General features: G+C 61.8%; 19 protein-coding genes. 4 read left to right on the top strand and 15 right to left on the bottom strand.

Annotated features, from left to right (window positions below):
* Positions 1 to 93 precede the first annotated feature (93 nt).
* Positions 94 to 948 carry a MurR/RpiR family transcriptional regulator gene (locus DXD48_RS06900; RefSeq protein ID WP_117564529.1) on the top strand — a complete coding sequence of 285 codons (855 nt, stop codon included), beginning with the start codon at positions 94 to 96 and terminating at the stop codon, positions 946 to 948.
* 150 nt (positions 949 to 1,098) lie between these two features.
* Here the strand turns inward: DXD48_RS06900 and DXD48_RS06895 are convergent, their stop codons facing one another.
* Both DXD48_RS06895 and DXD48_RS06890 read right to left on the bottom strand, forming a co-directional pair.
* Entirely contained in the window at positions 1,099 to 2,412 is a 1,314-nt protein-coding gene (locus DXD48_RS06895; RefSeq protein WP_117564563.1) for a DUF4038 domain-containing protein, read from the bottom strand.
* Between the two features lie 207 nt (positions 2,413 to 2,619).
* Positions 2,620 to 4,047: a PTS transporter subunit EIIC gene (locus DXD48_RS06890; RefSeq protein ID WP_117564528.1), complete on the bottom strand. Its 1,428-nt coding sequence runs from the start codon at positions 4,045 to 4,047 to the stop codon at positions 2,620 to 2,622.
* Positions 4,048 to 4,536: 489 nt separating this feature from the next.
* On the opposite strand from DXD48_RS06890, the gene DXD48_RS06885 reads away from it, so the two are divergent.
* Positions 4,537 to 5,874 carry a prolyl oligopeptidase family serine peptidase gene (locus DXD48_RS06885; protein ID WP_117564527.1) on the top strand — a complete coding sequence of 446 codons (1,338 nt, stop codon included), beginning with the start codon at positions 4,537 to 4,539 and terminating at the stop codon, positions 5,872 to 5,874.
* A gap of 266 nt (positions 5,875 to 6,140) precedes the next feature.
* Entirely contained in the window at positions 6,141 to 7,652 is a 1,512-nt protein-coding gene (locus DXD48_RS06880; RefSeq protein WP_117564526.1) for a nucleoside hydrolase-like domain-containing protein, read from the top strand.
* Positions 7,653 to 8,028: 376 nt separating this feature from the next.
* On the opposite strand, the gene pyrE is transcribed toward DXD48_RS06880, so the two are convergent.
* The gene (pyrE, locus tag DXD48_RS06875) at positions 8,029 to 8,709 is read right to left on the bottom strand and encodes an orotate phosphoribosyltransferase (RefSeq protein WP_117564525.1); all 681 of its coding nucleotides are present in this window, start codon (positions 8,707 to 8,709) and stop codon (positions 8,029 to 8,031) included.
* Positions 8,710 to 9,145: 436 nt separating this feature from the next.
* Here pyrE and mgtA point away from each other — a divergent pair, with 436 nt between their 5' ends.
* Entirely contained in the window at positions 9,146 to 11,914 is a 2,769-nt protein-coding gene (gene mgtA / locus DXD48_RS06870; protein ID WP_117564524.1) for a magnesium-translocating P-type ATPase, read from the top strand.
* A 99-nt stretch (positions 11,915 to 12,013) separates the two neighbouring features.
* Here mgtA and DXD48_RS06865 read toward each other — a convergent pair whose 3' ends face one another.
* The 12 genes from DXD48_RS06865 to DXD48_RS06810 form a co-directional block, all read right to left on the bottom strand.
* Positions 12,014 to 12,508: a helix-turn-helix domain-containing protein gene (locus DXD48_RS06865; RefSeq protein ID WP_117564523.1), complete on the bottom strand. Its 495-nt coding sequence runs from the start codon at positions 12,506 to 12,508 to the stop codon at positions 12,014 to 12,016.
* Positions 12,469 to 13,557 carry a hypothetical protein gene (locus DXD48_RS06860; protein WP_147324153.1) on the bottom strand — a complete coding sequence of 363 codons (1,089 nt, stop codon included), beginning with the start codon at positions 13,555 to 13,557 and terminating at the stop codon, positions 12,469 to 12,471. Before DXD48_RS06860 ends, DXD48_RS06865 begins: the two co-directional genes overlap by 40 nt.
* A gap of 477 nt (positions 13,558 to 14,034) precedes the next feature.
* Positions 14,035 to 15,465, bottom strand: a complete 1,431-nt coding sequence (locus DXD48_RS06855; RefSeq protein ID WP_117564521.1) for a 6-phospho-beta-glucosidase — start codon at positions 15,463 to 15,465, stop codon at positions 14,035 to 14,037.
* Positions 15,466 to 15,811: 346 nt separating this feature from the next.
* Entirely contained in the window at positions 15,812 to 16,456 is a 645-nt protein-coding gene (locus tag DXD48_RS06850; RefSeq protein WP_117564520.1) for a DUF4867 family protein, read from the bottom strand.
* A gap of 144 nt (positions 16,457 to 16,600) precedes the next feature.
* Positions 16,601 to 17,089 (bottom strand): S-ribosylhomocysteine lyase, encoded by a 489-nt coding sequence (locus tag DXD48_RS06845; RefSeq protein ID WP_117564519.1) that lies wholly within the window; start codon positions 17,087 to 17,089, stop codon positions 16,601 to 16,603.
* Positions 17,090 to 17,240: 151 nt separating this feature from the next.
* Positions 17,241 to 18,731, bottom strand: coding sequence for a glycerol kinase GlpK (locus DXD48_RS06840; RefSeq protein WP_117564518.1), 1,491 nt, complete (start codon positions 18,729 to 18,731; stop codon positions 17,241 to 17,243).
* Positions 18,732 to 18,796: 65 nt separating this feature from the next.
* Positions 18,797 to 19,738, bottom strand: coding sequence for a transketolase family protein (locus tag DXD48_RS06835; RefSeq protein WP_117564517.1), 942 nt, complete (start codon positions 19,736 to 19,738; stop codon positions 18,797 to 18,799).
* Entirely contained in the window at positions 19,731 to 20,567 is an 837-nt protein-coding gene (locus DXD48_RS06830; protein ID WP_199407917.1) for a transketolase, read from the bottom strand. Before DXD48_RS06830 ends, DXD48_RS06835 begins: the two co-directional genes overlap by 8 nt.
* Positions 20,568 to 20,569: 2 nt before the next feature.
* Entirely contained in the window at positions 20,570 to 21,970 is a 1,401-nt protein-coding gene (locus DXD48_RS06825; RefSeq protein WP_117564516.1) for an L-fucose/L-arabinose isomerase family protein, read from the bottom strand.
* A 257-nt stretch (positions 21,971 to 22,227) separates the two neighbouring features.
* Positions 22,228 to 23,238 (bottom strand): LacI family DNA-binding transcriptional regulator, encoded by a 1,011-nt coding sequence (locus DXD48_RS06820; protein ID WP_117564515.1) that lies wholly within the window; start codon positions 23,236 to 23,238, stop codon positions 22,228 to 22,230.
* A gap of 227 nt (positions 23,239 to 23,465) precedes the next feature.
* Positions 23,466 to 24,440 (bottom strand): nucleoside hydrolase, encoded by a 975-nt coding sequence (locus DXD48_RS06815; RefSeq protein WP_117564514.1) that lies wholly within the window; start codon positions 24,438 to 24,440, stop codon positions 23,466 to 23,468.
* A 4-nt stretch (positions 24,441 to 24,444) separates the two neighbouring features.
* The gene (locus tag DXD48_RS06810) at positions 24,445 to 25,440 is read right to left on the bottom strand and encodes a ribokinase (protein ID WP_070097149.1); all 996 of its coding nucleotides are present in this window, start codon (positions 25,438 to 25,440) and stop codon (positions 24,445 to 24,447) included.
* Positions 25,441 to 25,549: the final 109 nt, after the last annotated feature.

The following is a 25,549-nucleotide window of genomic DNA, read 5'->3' as shown; positions in this document are numbered from 1 at the left end:
CGTTAGAACGGCGGACCATAGAAAGGGCTTGCTCCCCGGCGTTTTGTTTACCGCTATGATTGATACATAGCGACACGAACGCATAGGAGTCATATGGACATCAAGCGCAAGATCACGCAGGGCAAGGAGCTCACCCCCACCGAGCAGCAGCTCGGGCAGACGGTTCTCGCCATGGGCGAGGACGTCCGCGGGCTCTCCATTAAGGAATTTGCGCGCCAGGCCAATGTCTCCGTTGCGAGCATCCACCGCTTTTGCAAAAAGCTCGGCCTCGAGGGCTTCAAAGAACTCAAGGTCGAGCTGATGCGCGCAGCCTCGCGCGCAGACTCCGCCCCCGAGGTGGATATCAACTTTCCCTTTGATGCGACCTCCAGCGCCCAGGAGATCTCCGAGCGCATGGCGCGACTGTACGAGACCACGCTTTCCGAGACGCGCGAAATCCTCGACCCGGCACAGCTCGACTACGCCGCCAAGCTCGTCTTACGCGCCGGCACCGTGGACATCTACACGGGCTCGCACAACCTGTATCCGGCGGGAATGTTCCGCGATCGCCTGCTTTCCGCCGGTAAGAGCTCAACGTGCTACGACAATATCGAGGCCCAAGTGCGCACGGCGCTCGCCTCGGGCCCCGACCATGTGGCAATCGTCATCTCCTACAGCGGCCTTGCCCCCAACCTCAAGGAGATCTTGCCGATCCTCTGCAGTCGACATGTCCCGGTCATCGTCATCGGCACGCCATACTGTGCCCGCATTCACCCCGGCTTTGCGGCATATCTCACCGTAAGCGATATCGAGAGCCTGAGCCACCGCATCACGCAGTTTGCCAGCCACATCGCCGTGCAATACGTACTCGATTCGCTCTACAGCAGCTACTTTGCCAAAGATTACGCCCGCTGCTCCGAGTTCCTCGAGCAGTCCTTCCCCTTTACCAAGCTGCCCGGGCTCAAATAAAACGAGAGAGGATTTTTGGTCACTTAAATGACGAGGGTGGATAATCTCCCACTTTGAGCCCGTACACAGGCAAAAAACGGGAGATTATCCACCCTCATTCTGTAGTCGTTACTCGGGCCTTTTTGCCGCCGGTCGCGTTGGAACCGCGCGCTACTGAGCGGGCGAGACCACCAGGAGTGCATCGTGCTCGAAGGGATGCTGGGCCACGCGCACGGCACCGTCGACGGGCACAACCGGCAGGTTTGCCACGCGCTTGTTCTCTAGGTCAAACGCCACAGCATTCCAGGCGGTGGTGCCGCCCTCGAGTTTGAGCTTGACGGACGTGGTCCTCGGCAGATAGACCACCACGCGTTCGCCCACGCGCGCCACGCGGATGGCCTCGCGTGCGTCGTCGAGCAACTCCTGCGCGGGTTCAACAGCTACCGCCCCATCCGCGCTCGTGGCACCCAGGCCGCGCAGCACGTGCTCGATCAGGCCAAAGTCCCACACGCCCGCAAACTGCAGGCACTCTTGCCAGCGGAACGGCATGTCAAAGCCCTCGCCAAGGACGCTGCCACGGCTCTGAGAGGTCTGCCAGTTCCACACGCCGTGCGCACCGTAGGTAATGCCCGCCGAGGCACCGGCCAGGATGCTCGACCACACGCTTGCACGGCAATCCTGCGCGGTAAAACGCCAGTACACGTTGCGCGACGCACCCATCTGCTCGTAGCAGGGCTCGGAGTTGACCATCGGGCGCTTGGGATAGTTGGCGCGGAAGTCCTCGGGGAGCTTCCAGGCCTCGGGCTGACCCTCGTAGTTGTGCCCGGGCTGGAACATGTAAAAGTCCAGGCGCTTGGCAAACTGCGTGGGCAGGCTGCGGTTGCCGCGGTTGATGTGCATGGTGCGCAGGGCCTCGGGCGCCAGTTTGGCGGCCTCGTCGAGCGCCTCCTCGTAATAGGCAATCGCCTCGCCACTGGCAAAGTCGGTATCGCCCGTCACCACGTAGACGGGGTCGAACTCGCCCAGGTTCTCGACGACACGCGCAACGTGGGCGCGAACCTCCTCGCGCGGCATAATCTCGGCACCGCAACGCTCGGCAATCTTGGCGCCCCAGGTACCGGGCACGTAGTTACACCACATGAGCACGAGCGCCGGGCGAATGCCGTGCTCCACAGCTGCCTCGCACATGCGGCGGGCGCGGTCCCAGTACTCCTGGTTGGGCGCGTTCCAGTCAAAGTGAACGCCGTCCTCGCTCGCGTAGGGCCAGATACCCAGATCGGGCAGGCAGCGGTCCCACTGCGGCAGGGTGTTGATCTGCAGTACGTTCATGCCCTGCTCGGCACGGCGGGTCAGGTAGTAGTCCCAATCCACCTCGGTGATGCTCGTGAATGCGCTCCAGCACGTATCGGCAAACCAAAAGAATGGTTTGCCGTCGCACAAGAAGCCATCCTGGCGACCGTTAACGGTCAGTTTTCCCAAACTCATCTGCATGTCCTTTCGTTTGACAAAGGAGTTGCGAACCGCCGGGGGCTTTCGCGGTAGCCCCGCGCGAAAGCCCTCGGCACTTGGCAATTCCTCGCGGGCGGATCTCATCCGCCCCCAATCAGTCTACCTTGCAAAAAAGACCCCGCCGGGCTTGCGCCTGACGGGGCCCTGTCGTGTAGGGGTCTTTTTAGACCGAATGGCTTGGCCTTAGGCCTCCATCTCGGCGAGCTCCTCCTTGGAGAAGCCGGAGACAAAGACGACGGCAGCGGCGATGACAAAGGAGATTGCCATACCGACGATAGCCCAGACGGTGTTCATCTGGCCGCCCTGCAGGTAGTTGGTGAAGACCAGGAAGTTGGAGGCACCGCCTGCGAGGTAATAGGTAACGCCCATGAGGCCGGAGAACACAGCGCCGATGGCACCGCCGATGAACATGCCAAACATGGTGCGACGGAAGCGCATGAGGATACCGAAGAGCGCGGGCTCGGTGACGCCGCCGGCGATAGCGGAGATGACGTAACCGATGGCAAGGGACTTCTCGTCGGGGTTCTTCATCTTGAGGAAAGCACCGAAGGCGCAGCCCCAGACAGCGGCCATGGCGCAGTTGGTGGAAACGAAGACAAAGGGATCGAAGCCGGCGGCGATGATCTGAACCTGAGCGAGCAGGATGACGGGCATGTGCATGCCGCAGACCACGAAGAGCTGCCAGAAGGCGCCGAGCACGGCCATGACGACGAGGACGCCGATGCCGCCCATATCAGCCAGGCCAAACAGAGCGTTTGCGATGAGGGAACCGATCTCGTTGCCGACGGGGGCAAGGACGATGAAGGCAATGGGGATCGTGACGATCATGGTGCAGAACGGCGTGAAGACCGTGGAGAGCACGTCGGGCATGACCTTCTTGAAGAACTTCTCGATGAAGTAGAGGACAGGCACCGAAAGGATGATCGGCAGAACGGACTGCTGATAGTTGGCGGCAGCGATCTGGATACCGTAGACGGAGATGATTCCGCCACCCTCCTGCGTAGCGGCCGTCACCACGGACGGGGCCATGAGAGCGCCGCCGAGGAGCATGCCGAGCACAGGGCTGGCGCCGAGCTTCTTAGCCGCAGCATAGCCCAGATAGATGGGGATAAACGTAAAGGTTGCCTCGTACAGCGTGGTGTAGAGGAAGGTGTAGGTCGGGTCGTCGGCCGAGAGCACGCCGAGCATGGTGGGACCGAGGACCGCGGCGATGGTGCGGAACAGACCGCCGGCCATGAGCAGCGGGATGAGCTGGGTCATGGAGCCGGACAGATAGTCGAGGATGATGTTCGGCAGGTTCTTGAGCTCGAACTTCTCCTTGGGCGCGTCGAGGTTCTCGTTGACGGCCTCGCCCTGCTTGACGCCGGACATGGCCACAAACTCGGCGAGCACCTTGGGCACGTTCTGGCCGATGATGACCTGGAGCTGGCTGCCGGCGAACTGGCAACCCAGAACACCCTTGACCTTCTTGATCTTCTCCACGTCGGCCTTGCTGTTGTCCTTGAGCGTCAGACGCAGGCGCGTCATGCAGTTGGTGGCGACGGTAACATTCTCCGCACCGCCCACGAGCTCGAGGACATCGGTGGCAATCTGCTTGTTATCTACTGCCATGGGACCCCTCCCCATATCTTCGTGTGCCTATCCGCTTGGGCGTAGGCACGCCTTTGGCCCGGTGACTATAACCCCTTACGGTTACCGAACCCTTGGATACGTCGTCGTAAACATTGTGTTTACTGAACGTTTACGGACTTTAGTTTACACGGAGCGCCTCATTTGTGGCAATTCTGCCGTCTAGAGTCCGGTGAACGGTAGGAAATCGGGGGTAAGCGTATTTAGACGGTAGAAGATCGTCTATTTGACCCGATATTGATATATGGCTATTTACGTGGGCTTTTATTTTGATAAACACCTCTATAACCTGTTGGATCCTCAACAAAAGTCCTGCTAGTTAATAGTAAACGTCTGTTTAGTAGTTCATTGCGTGTTCAGTTTTACCGTTTACCGAGTTCATCTGCTCATTCTACAGTTCTGCATTAAACTAAACATGTTTAGTCTGTATTGCCGCTCTTGTTTAGTACTTGCGGCACAAAGGAGTAGCTCATGGAACTCAAATCGTGTACCTACGCAACCGTCACCACGCTGGGCGATTTTGGCCCCTGGATCAGCAAGGTCGTACTCGACTTGCCCTGTACCGTGCGCGCCAACGACGTGAACGAGCACACGTTCAATATCTACTGTGCCCGCCACGAGCGCGCCGGCGAGGTCTTGATGCGCAAGGAGCACGGGACCGATCACGCGGCGCCCTCCGTGGGCTACGTGCCGGTCCTCGCCACCTACCCCTGTGATGAGAACGGCCAGCGCCTGCCCAAGGGCACACACGTAGCGCTCGAGACGCCCGAGGTGCGTCTCACCAAAGAGATCGAGGGTGGCGTGCTGGGTTCGCGCTATATAGAGAACCGCCTGCGCGTGACGCAGCTTGTGGCGCTCCCGGGCGAAGACGGCGATGACCCCACCGCAGGTCTCGTCTTCGACCGCAGCCGCGGCGACATCTGCCCCGCGCTCAAGGGCTGGCATAACGCCGTGCAGCAGACGCCCGTCGACGGCATCGCGCTCGAGTACGGCTATTATGAGCCGAGCTTTGAGCCCGCTGACTCCGCGCTCTTCAACCCGTTTGCGCCTGAGGACACGCCCGCCGTCGAGAAGGCGCCGCTGATCGTGTACCTGCACGGCGCCGGCGAGGGCAAGGGCGCCACGCAGGGCGAGGGCGCGACGCGTGCTTACACCGGCAACCGCGTGACAGCGCTCTCACAAAAGCAGATCCAGCGCTACTTTGGCGGCTTTGCCTGGGTGCTCGTGCCGCAGTCGCCCACCTTTTGGATGGACAACGGCATCGAGCAACTCGGTCGCTCCAACCAGAGCATCTACTCCCCCGTGCTCAAGGCGCTCATCGACGAGTTTGTCGCCGAGCATGCCGACCGCATCGACACCGATCGCATCGTGGTCGCCGGTCTTTCCAACGGCGGCTTTATGACCCTGCGCCTGTGCGCCGACTACCCCGATTTCTTCGCCGCGGGCCTTCCCTGCTGCGCGCCGTGGTACAACGCCACGGACGAGGACGTGGCCGCACTCTCCAAGACGCCGTTGTGGTTTACGCACTCCAAGGGCGACGAGCTCGTGTGCCCGCAGCAGACGGTGCTGCCGCTCACGGCGCGCCTGCGTGATGCCGGCGCCAACGTGCACCTCACCTACTTTAGCCATGTCGAGGACCTGACCGGCGTGTACCGCGAGGCCGACGGCTCGGCCAAGAAGATATTCAACCACGGCGTGTGGATCCACCAGTTCAACGACCTGTGTTATCAAGACTTCGACGGGGGCAACGTACTCATCGACGGCGAGCCGGTGGGCTGCTGGGAGTGGTCGGCCAGGGTTTCGAGGTAACCATTCCATCGGGTGCCCCGCCCTTTAGTTTTGTGAACGTCCTCGCGCATGGGCCCGTTCATCCTGCTCCTTCGGAGCATCGGATAAACGGGCCCGCGCTGCGGAATGTTCACAAAACTAAAGGGCGGGGCACCCTGAGCTAACGTTGTTCGAAACGCTGGCCGGGCGCTTCCGGCGGACCGCCGGGTCGGTGGCGATGTGAGCGTGGGTCCCGTCTTGCCTTGCGCGTAACTGGCTGAAAAAAAATCGTGGTTGGAGTTGTTCCTATGTCTCAGAATTTGACTCGGGTGATTGTCACCACCGATATGGAAGTCGATGATATGAACTCTCTGGTTCATTTGGCTCTGTATCTCAATGTGCTCGATGTGCAGGCTGTGGTGTACACGGCTTCGCAATATCACTTTCTTGGCGATGGTGTCCATACGCTGGGCGAGGTGAATCCGCATTGGCGGACCAAAGGTGTGCGCTCCTATACCTGGGACGTCGTTCCGCACGAGCCCGACCCCGAAGCTGGCTCGCTCATGGAGTACCGTCCATTCCCCGAGGGTTGGATCGAAAGCCTGTGGAGCAACGAGTATGCCCAGGCCTGGCCGCAGCTGCAGGCCAACGCCGCTGCCGCCGGCGAGCCGTCCTTCCCCACGCCCGCTCAGATGATCGAGCGCACCTATATGGGCAACGCCGCCTTTGAGGGCGACGTGCGCGAGGAAACGCCCGGTTCGCGCGTCATCGCCGACGCCATCATGGATGACGATCCCCGCACGCTGTGGCTGCTCAGCTGGGGCGGTATGAACACTATCGTTCGCGCCCTCATGAGTATTTCCGAACGCTATCGCGCCACACCCGAGTGGCCCGCCGTTCAGCAGCGGATCTATCAGAAGGTGCGCGTGATGGGGGTTGCCAATGGCGTAGGCCAGGACAACTCATGGCTCGACCATGGGCGCGAGCTCTTTCCCAAGCTCGTCTTTTGGCGCGTGCCCTATAGGTATGGCGGCTATGTCGACGCCAAGACGGCTCAGCCCGATACGCTGCGGCTGTTTAAGGCTCCTTGGCCTGCACAGAACCTCACGCAGGGCAACGGCCCCCTCATGGCGCGCTATATGCTCTATGGCGATGGCAAGGTCTACGAAAACGAGCCCGAGCGCTTTCAGTTTGGCAAGCATGCCCGTCTGGATTGGGGTCTGGAAGGCATGCCCGCGATGCAGTTTGAGCGCGGCGACTTTATGGCCGAAGGTGACAGCATGACCTATATTCCGCTGCTGCCGTTTGGCCTGCGCGGTATCGACGACCGCGGCTTCGACACACTGCTCGGCCGCATGTTTCTTGATGGGCATCCTGATGCAAACGCGCCCGCCGGTTTTGCCGCTATCAGCACGCCCGCAGACGACAATCCCAATCCCTACCTGCGCGCTTATCAGGAAGACTTTGCCGCCCGCGCGCAATGGTGTGCCCACGATCCGGCAGTCTGCTCGCATCCGGCGTATGTTGTCGAGGTTACGGCCGACCGTAGCGCCGCTGCTAGCGAGCGCGTCGCCCTTGCAGCGACGATTGTCGACCCCGACGACCGCGGCTTCGACGCACATTGGGATGTCGCCGTAGGCCCGTCGAGCTATGCGGGCGCCCAAGATCTGTCGCTTTGGCAAGAATGCACGGTGGACACCGCCTTCATCGTGCCCGCCGACGCACGACCAGGCGACCGCTTCGTGCTCACCCTCAGCGTGCAGACGCGCGCCGAGCGCCCCTGCACCCGCTACGCCCAGATCGCCATCACCGTCGCGTAGCAACCGGCGGCGCCCACATTCGGCAAGGAGTGTCCCCAGGTGCCGGCACAAAAGAAACGTCCCCAAGTGCCAAAATGACGAGAGTGGATAATCTCCCACTTTGAGCCCGCAAACAGGCCAAAAACGGGAGATTATCCACTCTCACTCTGCGGGCACTCATTTAAGTACGTCCCCAATGAGTACCCAATGAGTACCCCCACAGCAACGGCAACGCCGATGTTTTGGCAACGACAGCGAGCGGGTCGCATTTGAGACAAGGTGACGTGAAACGAAAGGGCGCTGACCTTCTGGTCGCGCCCTTGAAGTTGAACGTCAGATTGTCCAAATGCGGCCCGCGCAGCGTCGGCCGGTCCGCCGTTCGGCAGAACGGCGGAACCTACTTAACTCCGTACTGCTCGTAGTAAGCGTCGATGGCGGCCTTGAGCTCGTCATCGATGACGACCTTGCCGTCGATCTCGTGGTTGTAGAGGGTCTCGACGACCTCGGCCATGGAAACGATGCTCGCGACGGGGAAACCGTACTTGGCCTCAATCTCCTTCTGAGCGGTGGTCACGCCGCCCTTGCCGACCTCCATGCGGTTGAGCGAGACGATCAGGCCCTTGATCTCGACATCGGCCGCAGCCATGACCTTGGGATAGGTCTCGTCGATGGACTTGCCGGAGGTGGTCACGTCCTCGACCATCACCACGCGATCGCCGTCCTGGGGCTCATAACCCAAAAGGTTGCCCTTGTCGGCACCGTGGTCCTTGGCCTCCTTGCGGTCACAGCAGTACTTGACCTCCTTGCCGTACAGCTCGTGGTAGGCAATGGCGGTAACAACAGCCAGCGGAATACCCTTGTAGGCCGGTCCAAACAGCACGTCAAAGTCGTCGCCAAAGTTATCGTGGATGGCCTGGGCATAATACTCGCCCAGCTTCTTGAGCTGATAGCCCGTCACGTAAGCGCCGGCGTTCATAAAGAACGGGGACTGACGGCCGCTCTTGAGCGTAAAGCTGCCGAACTTAAGGACGTCGGACTCGACCATGAACTTGATGAACTCTTGCTTGTAAGCCTCCATGCGGGCTCCTCTCGTGTTCGCGTACGTGCCTTCCAGTTTAGCGCAGGCAGGGCTCATTGCGGGCGCGCTTTGAGACCGCGACATTCTGTAAAGGCTTTGTCAGGGGCGATGATTTTCCGAACAATGGGGTTGACACGGCAAACCCCCTCATCAAGAATACGGGCGGATTCAAACGGGCACGAGATGCCCGAAGCGCGCCGCGCCCGGCCTTAAGGAGGTGTGCCATGGAAGGCAGTCATAGTCGAAAAACCTGCATGTCGCCCTCGGCACGCCGCGAGGATTCCGCGCACGCATAAGCGCCACTAACCGATCGTCAAAACCACCACCAAGGTGCCTGTCCCCTTTGTGGTGGTTCGCGAGTATGACGTGAGCGACATCTAGGTTTTTTAAAGCAAATACGACACGTACGCTAACTCCCTTCAACAAGGAGGACCCTATGCTGATGCTCAAAACCGCCACGGTACTCGAAGCCATCTCCAAGCGCCGCCGCACGGCGCGCCCCGCCGCTCACGCCGGCCTGTCAAAGAACACCATATTCGCCGCCACCCATAGCGCCGAGGACGCCCTCGTGCTGCTCGACACCACGGCCGACGGGCTCACTGCCGAGCACGCCGCCGAGCGCCTAGACGCCACCGGGCCCAACACCATCGAGGCGCCGACCAAAACGCTCGCCCGCCGCATCGCCGACGCGTTCATCGATCCCTTCGCCGGCATCCTCGCCGCGCTCGCGCTGGTCTCGCTCTACATCGACGTGCTCGCCGTGCCCGAGCCGCAGCGCGACCCTTCCACGGTCATCGTCATCGGCATCATGCTGCTGGTATCGGGCGGCATGAAGTTTATCCAGGAAGCCCGCAGCGGCAATGCAGCCGAGGCCCTCAAGGACCTGGTCTCCAACACCTGCTGCGCCCTGCGCGACGACGAGCGTCTCGAGATCCCCTTCGACGAGCTCGTCCCCGGCGATGTGATCCACCTCTCTGCCGGCGATATGGTACCGGCGGACGCCCGCATCATCACCGCGCGCGACCTGTTTGTGATCGAGTCAGCGCTCACGGGCGAAAGCGAGGCCGTCGAGAAGACCGCTGCCGCCACGGTTATCGAGGGTGCCGACAGCTCCGCGCTACCGCTCTCTGCCTGCAAGAACATCGTCTTTACCGGCACCTCCGTGCAAAACGGCAGCGCCATGGCACTTGTCGTCGCTACCGGATCGGACACCTACCTGGGCGGCATCGCCAAGATGCTCAACGGGCGCGGCGAGAAGAGTGCGTTTGACCGCGGCGTCTCGAGCGTCTCCATGTTGCTCATACGCCTCATGCTCGTTATGGCGCCGGCCGTCTTTGCCATCAACGCCGCCACCAAGGGCAACGTCATCGACGCGCTGCTGTTCGCCACGAGCGTGGCCGTGGGCATCACGCCGCAGATGCTTCCCGTCATCGTGACCACGAGCCTGTCGCAGGGCGCCAAGGACCTCGCCCGTCGCCAGGTTATCGTCAAGGACCTGCCGGCGATTCAAAACCTGGGTGCCATGGACGTCCTGTGCTGTGACAAGACCGGCACCCTCACCGAAGACCGCATCGTGCTCGAGCGCTACCTCAACACCGACGGCAACGAGGACGCACGCGTACTGCGCCATGCATTTTTGAACAGCTTCTTCCAGACCGGCCTCAAGAACCTTATCGACCTGGCCGTAATCGACCGTGCCGACGTGACGCCCTCGACCGTCGTGCCCGATTCCATGCTGGGCCAGAGCCTGCGCGACCGCTATACCAAGGTCGACGAGGTGCCCTTCGATTTCTCACGCCGCCGCCTGAGCGTAGTTGTCGCCGACGCCCAAGGCAAAACCCAGATGGTTACCAAGGGAGCTGCCGAGGAAATGCTCGAGATCTGCTCCTTTGTCGAGGTCAACGGCATCGTCCAGCCGCTCGCCGACGAGGAGCTCGCCCAGATTCGCAAGCAGGTCGCCGGACTCAACGCCGAGGGTCTGCGCGTGATTGCCGTGGCGCAGAAGACCAATCCGCGCTGCGTGGGCGAGTTTGGCATCGCCGACGAGTGCGACATGGTACTGATGGGCTTTTTGGCCTTCCTCGATCCGCCCAAGGCAAGTGCCGCGGGCGCCGTCGCCACCCTCGAGGCCAAGGGCGTAGCGGTCAAGGTCCTGACCGGCGACAACGATCGCGTCGCTGCAACCGTCTGCGAACAGATTGGTATCGACGCGAGCAACGTCTTGCTGGGCTCCGAGATCGATGCGCTCGATGACGCCGAGCTTGCCGAGCGCGCTGAGAAAACTCATCTCTTTGCCAAGCTCTCGCCGCTGCAGAAGGCGCGCCTGGTGCGCGTCATGCGTGAGCTGCTCGGTCACACCGTGGGCTTTATGGGCGACGGCATCAACGACGCCGCCGCCATGCGTGCGAGCGATTGCGGCATCTCGGTCGACTCCGCCGTCGACATCGCCAAGGAATCCGCCGATATCATCTTGCTCCAGAAGGACCTGGGCGTGCTCGAGCGCGGCATCATCGAAGGCCGCCGCACCTACGGCAACCTGCTCAAGTACCTCAAGACCACGGTGAGCTCCAACTTTGGCAACGTACTGTCCGTAACCGTCGCGAGCCTGTTCTTGCCGTTTTTGCCCATGAGCGCCCTGCAGCTGGTACTGCTGTCGCTGGTCTACGAAATCGTGTGCATCGCGCTGCCGTGGGACACCGTCGATGACGCCTGGACTGCCCGTCCGCGCGCCTGGGACGCCGCGTCCATCAAGGGCTTTATGCTCGAGCTGGGCCCCGTGAGCTCGCTGTTTGACATTGTGACCTTTGCCGCGCTCTTCTTTGTGGTATGCCCCGCCGCCGTGGGCACGAGCTGGTCCGAGCTTGCCGCCGCGGGCGACGTCGCGGGCATGGCGACCTTTGCGGCGCTCTTTCAGAGCGGCTGGTTCGTTGAGTCCATGTGGTCGCAGACGCTCGTGATCCACATGCTGCGCTCCCCGCGCCTGCCGAGCCCGCGCGACCACGCCGCCCCCGCGCTGTGCGTACTCACCGTGCTGGGCCTGGCGCTCGTCACCTGGCTGCCGGCAAGCCCCATCGCCGATGCACTGGGGCTCATGCCGCTGCCAACGAGCTTCTTCGCGCTGCTCATCGGCATCGTCGCCGCCTACATCGCACTCACTCAGCTGGCCAAGCACCACTACATCGCCCGCCACGGCGAGCTGCTGTAGCGTCGCCGGAACTATCGTCAAGAATGCCCGGGCCGCCGCGACCCGTCCCTGCTGGCCGCAGCGGCCCAAAACAGCTAAAAAAGCCCCGTCCCAAATTAACTAATCATTTGGTGTCCAAGACCAGAAGAAGTTGATAAGGGCCACGCGCGAGGCGGCGCCGGTCTTTTTGTTAATCGAGGCGATATGACGGTAGAGCGTGGAGCGCGAAAGGAAGAGCGTTGCGGCGATGTCCTGAACGCTCTCGTGCGATGCGACCAAGGCCTCCAAAATATCGCGCTCGCGCTCTGTAAGCTCAAAGGCGGCGACAAAGGCATCGAGCCGCTCGCCGAGCGTGAGCTCCGGAACCTCCGCGAAATCGGGCTCGCTCTGAGCAGACGCGCGGTCCGCACCAAGATCATCGGCAGCAAACGCCAGCTCGCCGGGCGCCGCAGCGTCATCGGTCCGATGCCCAGACTGCCCCAGCAGCGAAATCGCAATGCCCACAAACAGCACGAGCACCGCACTCACCGCCAGCAGCACGTTCTGGCTCGAGACAATCGCCACCGCCGGCGCCGTCACGAGCATCGCGCAAACGTTGCTGATGACACGACCCATGCACGGCCACAGATACGACCAGTGCGCATAAACCGAAATGGCAGCAAATTTCGTCGTGAAAACACCACGAAGAAGCCCGAACCCAGATAGAAAATCGCCATGGCCGCAAGCGCATTACCGCCATTGCCGTCGACGAGCAAGACAAAGAACGAAAGCGTGGACAACATGGCAGTGCAAGTCATGGTGATGTTCATATACGAACGACCGTGCAGGTCAAATAGGGCGCCGGCGACTAGAGCGCTCACGCCCATCAGCAAGCGCGGCCAATCGCCCAAGTCGATGGCCCCGGCGGCGTGCGAGGTCGTGAGCCCCGCATTGAGGGCGGCAAACACGCCAGCAAGACAGGCGATTGCGACCGTCAAACGCACCACGGCGCGCCGAAAAGCCGCCGTTGATTCAGAATCGTCTTGCCATTTGGCGCCAAATTCCGACGCATCCACCGAAAGCTCGGCGATATCGGACTCGCTCCCAGGCTCAGATTCACCGCGCAGCTTGGCACGACGAGCGTCGTGGAGCAGCGCCACCTGCACAACCGCACAGGAAACAAGAACAAACTGTTGCGGAATTCCCGCGGGCATCACCATATGGTTGAGCACCTGCACCAGAACGCCCAGGGCATACGAAAGCGCCGCCGCGCGCGCCAAATACGGCGTCCGTGCAAAGCGTCGCGCAAAGTTGGCATGGGCGGTCGATCCGCAGTAGCCCAGCGTGCAGCACGCTATCAAACCGCCAGCGATTACCACCTCAAACCGAACAGCCATAATCAGCAGCAGCAATGCCGATACCAGCAGCACGCCCGTGACGTCGCTCGTCGTATCGATCGCATGGGGGCGGCGGTAGTACAGAAGGGGGCGCACAAGAAAGCCGATCACGCTCGCACCGACGATGAAGCTCTCGTAGACACTGACCTCGCTCGGCGGCACAAACTCGGCAACGCGCACGTCAAAAAGATACTCGCCAGCCAAATACGTAAAATAGAACAGCGCCAGGCATATAATCTCCCGAATGCCCCGACGCAAGTATGCGGCTGCGTCTCCCATGCCTCTCATGAATCCCCCCCCCCGCACTCAAATGTCTGTAAAACTATTTTAATAAAGAATCAGTCCCAATATCGAAGCCGTGCTCGAAATGCCGCATATTTGGCCCCAACAGTCCACGCGTGCAGCGTTTTTGAGCCGTCTGGCCCAGAAAGAGCACGACGTAGACTGCCGGCTCGGCAAGGAGTGTCCCCGACGACTAGTCGTTTAAGAACGTCCCCGATGACTACTGCCATCCCGCTTTCACTTCTTTTGCAAGCTTTAACTTCTTTTGCTTTCTTTCACTTCTTTTAACAAGGCGCCCGGCGGGCATAAGTTGCTCGCCGGGCGCCTTGGTTAGAACGTTATAAAGCATGACTTTCGAAATGCGACGGTCAGGTCTACCTCCTAAGGGCCTGAGGTGCTCAAGATTGGGAGCGACAAGCCCGACGAAGCGTACTTTAGGTACGCGAGGAGGGTTGGAGCCCCAAGGTTGAGTGCCTCAGGCCCTTAGGCCAGGTCTTCGCCGTTGGAGGCGATTACCTTCTTATACCAATCAAAGCTCTTCTTCTTGGAGCGCTTGAGGGTGCCGTTGCCCGCGTCGTCGCGGTCGACGTAGATAAAGCCGTAGCGCTTGGACATCTGGCCGGTGCCGGCAGAGACGAGGTCGATCGGGCCCCAGGTGGTGTAGCCCAAAAGGTCCACGCCGTCCTCGGTCACCGCGTCGCGCATGGCAGCGATGTGCTGGCGCAGGTAGTCGATACGGTAGTCGTCGTTGATGGAGCCATCCTCCTCGACAACATCCTTGGCGCCCAGACCGTTCTCAACCACAAACAGCGGCTTCTGATAGCGGTCGTACAGGTCGTTGAGCGTGATGCGGAAGCCCAGCGGATCGATAGCCCAGCCCCACTGGCTCTCCTGCAGATAGGGGTTCTTGGCGCCGGCGAAAGCGTTGCCCTGAGTGCGCTCGATATCGGGGTTGTCGGCACCGGCAGAGCAGCGGGTGCTGTAGTAGCTAAAGCTGATGAAGTCGACGGTGTTGGCGGCCAGGATCTCGCGATCCTCATCGGTCATCCCGACGTCAATGCCCAGGCGCTCGAGCTTCTTGAGCGCATAGGCCGGGTAGTAGCCGCGGCTCTGGACGTCGACAAAAAAGTAGTTGCTCTGGTTATCGAGCTGCGCCTGGCGCACGTCGCCCGGACGGCAGCTGTAGGGGTAGTAGCTACCCGCGGCGAGCATGCAGCCGATCTTGACCTCGGGGTCGATCTCGTGGGCAATTTTGGTTGCCCAAGCGCTGGCGACGAGCTCGTTGTGGGCGGCCAGGTACTCGACGGCCTCTTTGTTCTCGCCCTCCTCAAAGACCAGACCGGCACCCATAAACGGCAGGTGCAGAATCATATTGATCTCGTTGAAGGTGAGCCAGTACTTCACCAGGCCCTTGTAGCGGGTGAAGATCGTGGTCGCGAGGTTCTTGTAGAAGTCGATGAGCTTGCGATTGCGCCAGCCGCCATACTCCTTGATGAGGTGAATCGGGCAGTCGAAGTGCGTAATGGTCACGAGCGGCGCGATGCCGTGCGCCTGACACTCGCGGAATACGTCCTCGTAAAAGGCCAAGCCGGCCTCGTTGGGCTCGGTCTCGTCGCCGTTGGGGAAAATGCGGGTCCACGCCAGGCTCATGCGGAAGGTCTTAAAGCCCATCTCGGCAAAGAGGGCGATATCCTCCTTGTAATGGTGATAGAAATCGATGCCGGTCTGCGCGGGATAGTAATAGCCGTCCTCGAAGTCGAGCATCTTGCGCTGACCGGAGACCACCGCATAGCGCTCGGGGCCGTGCGGAGCCACGTCCACGTTGGCAAGGCCGCGGCCGTCCACGTTGTAGGCGCCCTCGCACTGGTTGGCAGCTGTTGCGCCGCCCCACAGGAAGTCGTTACGGAAAGCCATGCATCGATCCTTTCACACGTTGTTTGTCGTAGGCTCAGTATCCCTGCAAACAGTGCGTCGCTCAACGGCAACAGCACAAGTCGATACTTCTTTTCGCGCGCAGGCGCCTACCGGCCGCCCCCGTCTGACACTTTTTGATACCCGCCTGCCCAAACCACCACAAAGGGGACAGGTACCTTTGTGGTGGTTTGGGCCGGTTTGTCTTGATCTGTAACAGCTAGGCCGTCAAAATCGGGTTTGGTGTTACAGATTGAGATTTTTCGGGCGGCCCTCTACGGTTTGTCTCGATCTGTAACAGGTAGAGGCGATTTAGCCCGCTAGATGTTACAGATCGAGACAGAAGATTCTAGTCGCAGGTGATGTCGAGGTTTTTGCCGATGAGGCCTACGTAGCCGCCTTCGGCTGCCTTGGGGCTGTCGGCGTGGCAGAGAACCCACTTGTCGGCCTTCCAGTAGCAGTAGCTGTCGCCGACCGCAGGCATGTCGGCCGCGGCCTCGGGGCGCGGCCCGTTGGTGCCGGCGGGCAGCGCCACCATCACCTGGAAGCCGCCGCCGTCGACCATGCACGGCGTGTAGTGAAGCGTGGTGTTGAAGACCTCGATGACCGTACCCGCCGGCACGCGGAACGCCTTGACGCACGCGGTGTCGAGCTTGCCGTCCTCGATCTCCCAGCGATGCGCCACAAGCAGGATAAAGTCGCGAGCGCCCAGGTTGAATTCGCTGGCGCGGTGATACTCCAGACAGTTGAGTTTCGTGTTGTGGCCATTGCACCAGCCGAGCTGGAAGGGACGACCGCCAAACATGAGAAAACCCAGTTTGTCGGCATCCTTGACGCCCTCGAGCTCCGGCGCACTCGCTACGTACTTGCTGCCCTCAGGAATGGGCGTGGCAGAGAGCGCCTCGAGCACGGGCGACGTGAGCTCGGACGGAACGTCATCCCAAACGTTGCCATAGGATTTGAACTCGGGATCGTTAACAGAGTAGATATGCATGTTCGCTCCTGTTCGTAAATGTGACTATACGAACATTCTAGAACAAACATGAGCGATTTTGAACGCTCGTCCCGACCACTCAACAAAAAGGCGCCCCCGTATAAGCGAAGGCGCCCAATGCGCGCGTTTTAGGCGATATAGCCCTTAGGCCTGCTGATAGTGCAGGTGCTTCTCGTCGATATCGGCCAAGTCGCGGTCGAGGTAGCGGCGCGCGAGCCAGTTTGCCATGGGGAGGTTCTGGTCCAGGTAGTTACCGCACTCCTCGGGAGCGGCACCGGGGACATCGCCCTCAAAGTCGGCGACAAACTCGAACAGCTCACGCACGAGCGGCAGGATCTCCTCGCTCGTCACTTCGCCAAATACGACGAGGTAAAAGCCCGTGCGGCAGCCCATGGGGCCAAAGTAGACAATTCGGCGCGACCACTCGGCATGGTTGCGAAGGAACGTCGCACCCAAGTGCTCGATGGTGTGGCACTCGGCGGTGTTCATGACCGGCTCCTTGTTGGGCGTGGTCAGGCGCAGGTCAAACGTGGTGACGGCGGCGCCGGTCGCCGGATCGCGGTCGATGCGGCTCACATAAACGCCGGGCTCAAGCAGCAGATGGTCAACGGAAAAGCTGGCGATGCGCTCCATGGCAGATCCTCTCGATAGTCAATTTGGGACGGGCTCTTTTAGCTGGTTCGAATGGTCGCACCAATCATACCAGTCAAAAAAGCCCCGTCCCAAATGAGCTGCCTAGGACGAGGATCAATGAGTTTTTAATCCCCGTCCCAGAAAAATCATTTTAGGCCGTGTACGCGATGGTCGCATCGACGGCATGCCGCCAGCCGACGATCTTTTTGGCTCGCTCGTCTGCGGGCATGGCAGGCTCCACGATGCCGCGGGCGCCATAGACGTCGACGACATCGCGCGCGTACATGCCCAGCGCAATGCCGCAGGCCCAAGCTGCGCCCAGACCGCTCATCTCGTCATTGCTCGCAATGCGGATGGGCGAGCCGACCAAGTCGCTCTCAAACTGCATCAGGTACGCATCGCGCGTGGGGCCGCCGTCAACACGAAGCTCGGCAAGCGCCGCGCCCGAATCCTCGACCATCGCATCAATGACGTCGAAGATCTGATAGGCGATCGACTCATCGGCGGCCTTTACGAACTCCGCACGACCCGTGGTGCGCGTCATGCCAAAGACGCAGCCCTCGGCATCACTCGCCCAGTGCGGCGCGCCCAGGCCGGTAAACGCCGGCACAAAGTAGACGCGGCTCGACGGATTGGCGGCGTAGCACAGGTCGGTGACCTCCTCGGGGTTGTTGATGAGCTCCAAATCGTCGCGCAGCCAGGTCTTGACGGCGCCGGCGTAGCTCACGTTGCCCTCGAGCACGTACTCGGTCACGCCGTTCATACGCCACGCAAGCGAGCTCGAAAGCCCGTGCGAGCTGGCGACAAACTCGTTGCCGACATTCATCATGACCGAGCTGCCGGTGCCATACGTTGCCTTGGCCATACCGCGGCTGTGGCAACCCTGCGCAAACAGGGCCGCATGGCTGTCGCCCAGCACGCCGTGCACCGGCACGGGCGCGGGCAAAAAGCCGTCCAGGTCCGTCGTGCCAAAGAGACCGTCGGAGTCGGTCACCTGCGGCAGGCAAGCCGGATCGATGCCAAAGGCCTCGCACACCGGCTCGCTCCAGCAGCCATGGCGCAGGTCAAAGAGCTGCGTGCGGCTAGCATTGGACCAGTCGCAGCGGAACTCCGCGCCGCCCGTGAGCGTCCAGACAACCCAGGCATCGATGGTGCCCAGGCACAGCTCGCCCGCCGCCGCTGCCTCGGCAGCCGCCGGAACGTTCGCGAGGATCCAGGCCATCTTGCCCGCCGGATAGTAGGGCGAAAGCACCAGGCCTGTCGTGTCGCGCACCAGCTCGGCCACGCCTTCGCGCGCAGCAAGCTCGTCGCACAGCTCGCGGGCGCGGGCGCACTGCCACACCACGGCGTCGCACAGCGGCTCGCCCGTCGTGCGGCTCCAGGCAACGGTGGTCTCGCGCTGGTTGGAGATGCCAATGCCGGCGATATCGGCCGGATCGACCCCGGTCTCCTCCACCACGGCACGTGCCACGGCCAACACGTTGGCGGCAATCTCGGCCGGATCATGGCTCACCCAGCCGGCCCTGTTAACGATCTGGCGATGCGAGCGATCGGCACGATGAATCAGGTGGCCGCCCTCGTCCACCAGCAGCGCCTTCGTGCCCTGCGTGGACTGATCGATTCCGATGATGTATTTGCTCATGTACTCTCCCATTCCTTCCGTCAAATCGAATGTGACAAAGGGGCTGTCCCTTTGTCACATTCCAATTACTCTGCGGGCAGGAACTCGGTAACCGTCTTGGCAATGCCTTCGCCGGTGAGACCGTAGTGCGCAAAGACCTCGGGACTCGTGCCGGTGATGACCGGCGCGTCGGGCAGGCTTAGGCACTTAACCGGACGCGGGCAATGCTCGCCCACGACCTGCGCGACCATGGAGCCCAGGCCGCCAAAGGGGCTGTGCTCCTCGACGGTCACGACGGCGCGCGTGGCACCGGCGGCCTCAATCACGGCCTCGGCGTCGAGCGGCTTGACGCAGTACATGTCGAGCACGGTAGCGGAGATACCCTGCTCGGCCAGCAGATCGGCGGCGTCAACGGCATGGCGGACCATCTCGCCGGTGGCGACAATCGTCACATCGGTGCCGCGACGTACCCAGGTGGCACGGTCCATCTGGAACGGGCACTCGTCCTCGGTGTACACGTCCTCGACCGGGTTGCGGCCCACGCGGATATAGGCCGGCTTGTTGTCGGCAACCAGGGCGCGTACGAGCTCGGCAGTCTGGAAACGATCGCTCGGCAGATATACGCGCATGTTGGGAATCGCGCTCATGGCAGCGATATCCTGCGCGGAGTGATGGCTCATGCCCAAGGCGCCGTAGGACACGCCGCCCGAGATGCCAATGAGCTTGACGTTGGTGTTGGAGTACGAGACATCAACCTTGCACTGCTCATACGAGCGCGTGGTCACAAAGGACGCCGGCGAGGCGGCCCAGGCCTTCTTGCCGCACGAAGCCATACCGGCGGCGATGCTCACCAGGTCCTGCTCGGCAATGCCGACCTCGACGGACTGCTGGGGATACTGATCGAAGAACGGCGTGAGCGATGCGGAACCGCGGGAGTCGGAGCACAGGACGACGATGTCCTTATCGGTCTCGGCGGCCTCGAGCAGCGTGTCGCAGATAACCTTACGGTTGGCGATCTTGTTAGCCATTGATGGCCTCCTTATGGGCAGCGAAATCGGCGATGATCTGGGCGTATTCCTCATCGTTGGGCAGGTGATGATGCCAGGCGGCCTTGTCCTCCATAATGGGCGAGCCATAGCCCTTCACCGTGTTGAGAATGATGACCGTGGGCTTTCCCTTGGTCTCGGCCGCAAGCGTCAGCGCGGCGTCAATGGCCTGGATGTCGTTGCCCGGAATGGAAAGCACGTTCCAGCCGAAGGCAGCCCAGCGCTCCTCCTGCGAATCCTGCTTCATGACGTCCTCGGTGCTGCCGCTGATCTGCAGGCGGTTGCGGTCCACGAGCGCGCACAGGTTATCGAGCTGGTAGTTGCCACCGCTCATGGCGCCTTCCCAGACCGAGCCCTCGGCAAGCTCGCCGTCGCCCATGATGGTGTAGACGCGGTAGTCGCGGCCGTCCATCTTGCCGGCAAGCGCCATGCCGACGGCCACGGGCAGGCCATGGCCCAGCGAGCCGGAGTTCATCTCGATGCCCTTGAGCTTGTTGTTGGGGTGACCGATGTAGGGGCTGCCGAACTTGGAGAAGCGGGCCTTGACGTCGTCGAGGTCCAGATAGCCCTCGTGGCAGAGCACCGCGTAGTAGGCCTCCATGGCGTGGCCCTTGGAGAGCACGAAGCGATCGCGGCTGGGATCGTCGACGGTCTCGGGCGAAATGTTGAGGTGATTGGCGTAGAGGGTCATCAGCGCATCGATGACCGACATGTCGCCGCCGATGTGCCCGCCGGCGCCAGCCATGATGATATCGACGCAATCGCGGCGAAGGTCCCAACGCAGGGATTCAAGCTCTTCGATAGTTGCCATTTCTACTCTCCTCGCAGGTAAGCTTTGACGTCTTCTTCGATGGGGTCGTACAGGTCGGGGACAATGCCGATGTACTTGCACGCCTCGTAGAGCACCGGCACCACGTTGGCGTGAATGGCGACGCAGTGGTGGATGTAGGGACCCTCGACGATCTTGGCCTCGAGGCGCTTGAGGTTGTCGACCTCGACCCACAGGTAGGTGCCCATGCCGGCCGGGCCGTCGATGCCGCGGGCGTTGCCCAGCAGCAGCGAGTACTCGCCGTTGTCGCCGTCAAAGCGGGCAAGGGTGAGGTCGCCGTGCTTGGCCTCGGCCGTCAGCGCGCCGGGGTGATCGAAAGCCAGCGGGTAGGTGAGCTTGGGCTTGACGGCCGCGCAGCTGCAGGGCCAGGGGCCGCAATGCTGCAGCAGCTCGCCGTTCTCGTTATCGGGATGGCGCACGGTCCAGTCGGCGAACATGCCGCGGTGACGGCCCAGGTCGGCGGCCTCGACCATCAGCGCGGTGATGGCGCCGTGGATATCGGTCTCGCATACGATAGGAATGCCCATCTCGTTGAGGATGGCGTTGGCGGCGCAGGGCATAATGCCCAGCTCGTCCTGCAGAGCGTTCCAGCACTGAATGGCACCGGCGTTGCAGCCATACTTCTCGACCAAGCGCTTCATGGCGATGGCAAGACCGGCGACCGCGGGGACCTTGTCCTCGGGGATGCAGATCTCAAAGCTGTCGTTGATGTGGGCAAGCATGGCGGCCATGGCCTGCTCGTCGGCCTGGGCGTCGCGCACAGCCTGGACAAGTTCGGTCATGGGGATAGGCGAAAGCTGGATGTTGAACTTCTCGAGCAGCTCGCCCTCGTTGCACATGGTCGACCAGAAGTCGAACGGACGGGTGGCCATCTGCAGGATGCGGGTGTGCTTGAAGGTCTTGACCACGTTGCAAACGGCCAAAAAGTCCCAAACGCCGCGCTCGAACTCGGGGTCGGTCAGGCGGCAGTTGGTCATGTAGGTGAAGGGAACCTGGAAGCGGCGCAGGACCTTGCCGGTGGCGAACAGGCCGCACTGGCTATCGCGCAGGCGTGTGCCGTCGGGCTCGGGGCGCTCGTCGCGCGGACCCCACAGCAGTACGGGTAGACCGAGCTCGCGGGCAAGGCGAGCGCAAACGTACTCGGTGCCAAAGTTGGCGTGGCACAGCATAATGCCATCGACGCCCTCGGCGCGGAATTTCTTGACGATGGGCTCGATATGGCTGTCGTCGAACAGCAGGCCCTCTTCATTGATGTCGTCGATATCCACGATGTCGACGCCGATCTCGCGCAGGCGATCAGCCGTCAGGCCGCGATACTTGATTGCGTCCGGCGCGCTAAAGATACTGCGGCGCGTGGGCACAAAGCCGAGCTTGATCTTGTCCATGTACGTCCTCCCCTAATCACATGTTCAGTAAACAGACGCATGTTTCGTTTTGTTCTGTTTACTAAATGTTTTACTCTACTGTTTAGAAGTTTAACGCGAAATACCCGTAGACGGTAGAGAAATCAGCCTAAACGGTATGTAAACAAACTGAACATACAAGGGCATCAAAAAGAGGGCCCAAAGGACCCTCTCTTAGTAGCGTTATGTATGGCTGCCTTAGCGAGCTTTGCCTCCCTACGGCCCAGCGTTGCCTTTGCCTAGATCTCACGCACGCTTTGGCGCTCGACAAAATAGGTCGACACGGCCGTCTTGCAGGTATAGCTCTTGGGATTGCGGATGTTGCCCACCAGGCGGCGCACCGCGATCTCGCCCACCTCGTGCTTGGGAACGTGCACCGTGGTGAGCGGCGGATTGGAGAAGGCGCCCAAAGACAGATCGTCAAAGCCGATGATTGAGACATCCTCGGGGACACGTATGCCGTGCTCGTTCAGCGCGCGCATGGCGCCTACGGCGAGCACGTCGTTTTCGGCAAAGAAAGCCGTCGGCAGGTCGTCGCGCGAGACGCTGTCGAGCCATGCGCCCATGTCGCGATAAGCACCTTCGAGCGTGGTGCCCAATGTGACGCGCCATGTCGGGTTGGCCTCAAGGTCCGCATCCTCAAGCGCTTGGCGATAGCCGCGCTCGCGATCCTTAAAGTTGCGGATGCGAAGGTCGCCTGCCAGATAGCCGATTTGCTTGTGACCCTTCTCGATAAGGTAGTCCACGGCGCGCAGCACCGAGTCGGTGTTGGCAATGACTACGGCATCGAAGTACTGACGATCGCTCCAGCCATCGAGCACGATCAAGTGGGCGGCAGCGTTGGCGAACAAGGCATAGTCTTCCTCACCCAGCTCGGTACCCATCAGCACGATGGCGGCCGACGGGTCGGCGATCAGGCCCTCGACCTGCGGGCGCACGGCGTCCAGGTCGCTAAAGTCGAGCGAGACAAAGCTCGTGCTCATGCCGTGGCGACGCGCCTGGCGCTCCACGCCCTCGATGACCGCGGGGTGGAAGGTGCTCTCGTCCAGGATGGCGCCCGTCTTGCGCGCGAGCACAAACTGGATGCTCTCGAGCTGCGTCGACTGCTGATAGCCGAGCGACCGCGCGCACTCCAGGATGACCTTGGCGGTCTCCTCGCTCACGCTGCGCTTGCGGTTAAGCGCGTTGGACACGGTCGCAGGCGAAAAACCGGTGATGCGGCTGATTTCGCGAACACTTGCTTTGGCCATTGTTCCCCCTAGTAGCGGTCGCGGTCGAGCATCGTGGCCTGACCGCCCCGTGACTCGACAACTAAACGACCGCAAATTCAATCTAAACAGAATAGTAAATGTTTAATAGCTAGTTTAGCCTGTTGTCAAGCGAAGCGACGCGACTATTCCCCCAACGGGCACATTTGCTCGGTAGCTAAAAAAGCCCCGTCCCAAATTGACTACTTGGGGCGGGGCGTGAAAAACATTTAGCCCAGGACGCGGGCCATACGCGCCTTGAACTCGGACAGGAAGCGTGGGGCGTCCACGGTGAGCGCCACGAGCGCGCTCTTATCTGGATCGGACAGACGGTGCTCGTCGCAGATGGTGCGGCCGCGATACTCGCCCAGCAGGTCGACACGCAGGTTACAGCCGAGCGCACCCACGAGCGTGGGATCAATCGCCACGGCAACCGCCAGCGGATCGTGCAGCGCGCAGCCGCCCAGGTAGGGCGCGTTCATTTCGTACGAACCGATATAGTGCTCGACCATGCTCGCAAACGCGCAGCCAGCCATAGTGCCCGAGCCCGTCCAGCCGGCAACGTCGCGACGTGTGAGCACCACGCGGTGCGTCACATCCAGGCCCACCATGGTGAGCTTGCGGCCCGAGCGCAACACAGCGTCGGCAGCCTCGGGGTCGCCCGCCATGTTGGCCTCGGCGCCCGCGCTCACGTTGCCGGGCACGGTAAGGGCGCCGCCCATCACGACCACGCGGCCGATAGACATCATCGCCGCCGCATCGCGCTCCAGGGCAAGCGCCAGATTGGTGAGCGGGCCGGTCGCAACGTAGACCAGATCGGGACCATAGGTACGCGCGGCATCAATCAGGTAATCGACCGCCGCATTGCCGTCGGCCGACGTCGCGCCCACCGGCTCGTACGGCGAGGCGGGCACGCTTGCGCCGCCGATGCCGTTCTTGCCGTGGATAAGCGTGGTGGACGCCGGCGGCGTGTAGGGTTCGGTCGCCTTCATGGGACGATCGGCGCCCAGGTACACCGGCACCTCGGGACGACCCAACAGGTCGAGCACCGCCAAGCAGTTGTGCGCCGACTGCTCGACGCGCACGTTGCCAAAGCACGTGGTGATGCCGACGAGCTCCACCTCGGGGCTCGCGATGGCGTAGGCAAGCGCCATCGCATCATCCACACCCATATCCAGATCAAGGATCAGCTTCTTGGTTGCCATTGTTCTACTCCGCTTCTCCGTCTACATCCAAACCGTCTAAACCAAACTTGTGCTCGACTTCCGCACGCGTGGGAATTGATTGCTGAGCGCCCAGGCGCGACACCGTCACCGCCGAGGCGCGAGCACCCGCCGCCATGCACTCAAAGAGCGGCAGGCCCTCCAGACGAGCCGCCGCCAACGCGCCGATAAACGTATCGCCCGCGGCCGTCGTATCGACCACCGCGCTCGAAAGCGCCGGCATGCGCAGCGGCTCACCGCCATCGCCGAGCGTAACCGAGCCGGCGCCGCCCAACGTGATGACCGCAGCCCCGGCGCCCTTGTCGAGCAGCGCATTGAGCGCGGCGACGCAACTCGCATCATCCGTGGGCAGAATGCCCGTCAGTACCTGGCACTCGGTCTCGTTGGGGCAGACCAGGTCGACCGCTGGCCACGCTCCTGCCGGCAGGTCGCAGGCGGGCGCCGGGTTAAAGATCGTATAGAACCCCAGCTCGTGAGCGCAAGCAAGCGCCCCGGCCGTCGCCGCAAGGTCACATTCGCCCTGGGCGATAAAGACGCCGCCAGCAGCCGGGGCAATCTCGCTGGCATCGCCGTCGAGCTCGTCGGCCACCAAACGCCTCAGTGCGCGGGCAACGTCCTCGCCCGCAAGCGCATGGTTGGCGCCCGGCGACAGCACGATGCGGTTGTCGCTCTCACAGCGAATGATAGTCGCAGTACCGGTCTCCACGTCGTCGAGACGTGTCACGGACTCAACGCCCACGCCGGCATCTTGGAGCCCTGCCACAAGCGCATCGCCAAAGGTATCGCGCCCAACAGCGCCGATCATGCACGTGCGCGCACCCATGCGCGCAGCGGCAACGGCCTGATTGGCTCCCTTACCGCCGGCGTTGGTGATAAAACCGCTGCCATCGACCGTCTCGCCCGCGCGCGGCATGCGCTCGCACGCCACCGAAAGGTCCATGTTCATGCTGCCGAACACCGCAACGATGCTGTGATCCGCCATGGAAACCTCCTCGTCTTCAGGCTTTGCGCCCACCATCGACCAACGATTGTGCACTCTCGCACCCCCTATAACTTTAGTCCACTTTGATGTGGACGCGCGCTTGAGCTTG

Origin of the sequence: Collinsella sp. TM05-37, assembly GCF_003436455.1 — a bacterium.
Classification (GTDB): domain Bacteria; phylum Actinomycetota; class Coriobacteriia; order Coriobacteriales; family Coriobacteriaceae; genus Collinsella.
Note: the sequence above shows the minus strand (reverse complement) of the source record. Positions and strands in the feature narration are given on the sequence as shown.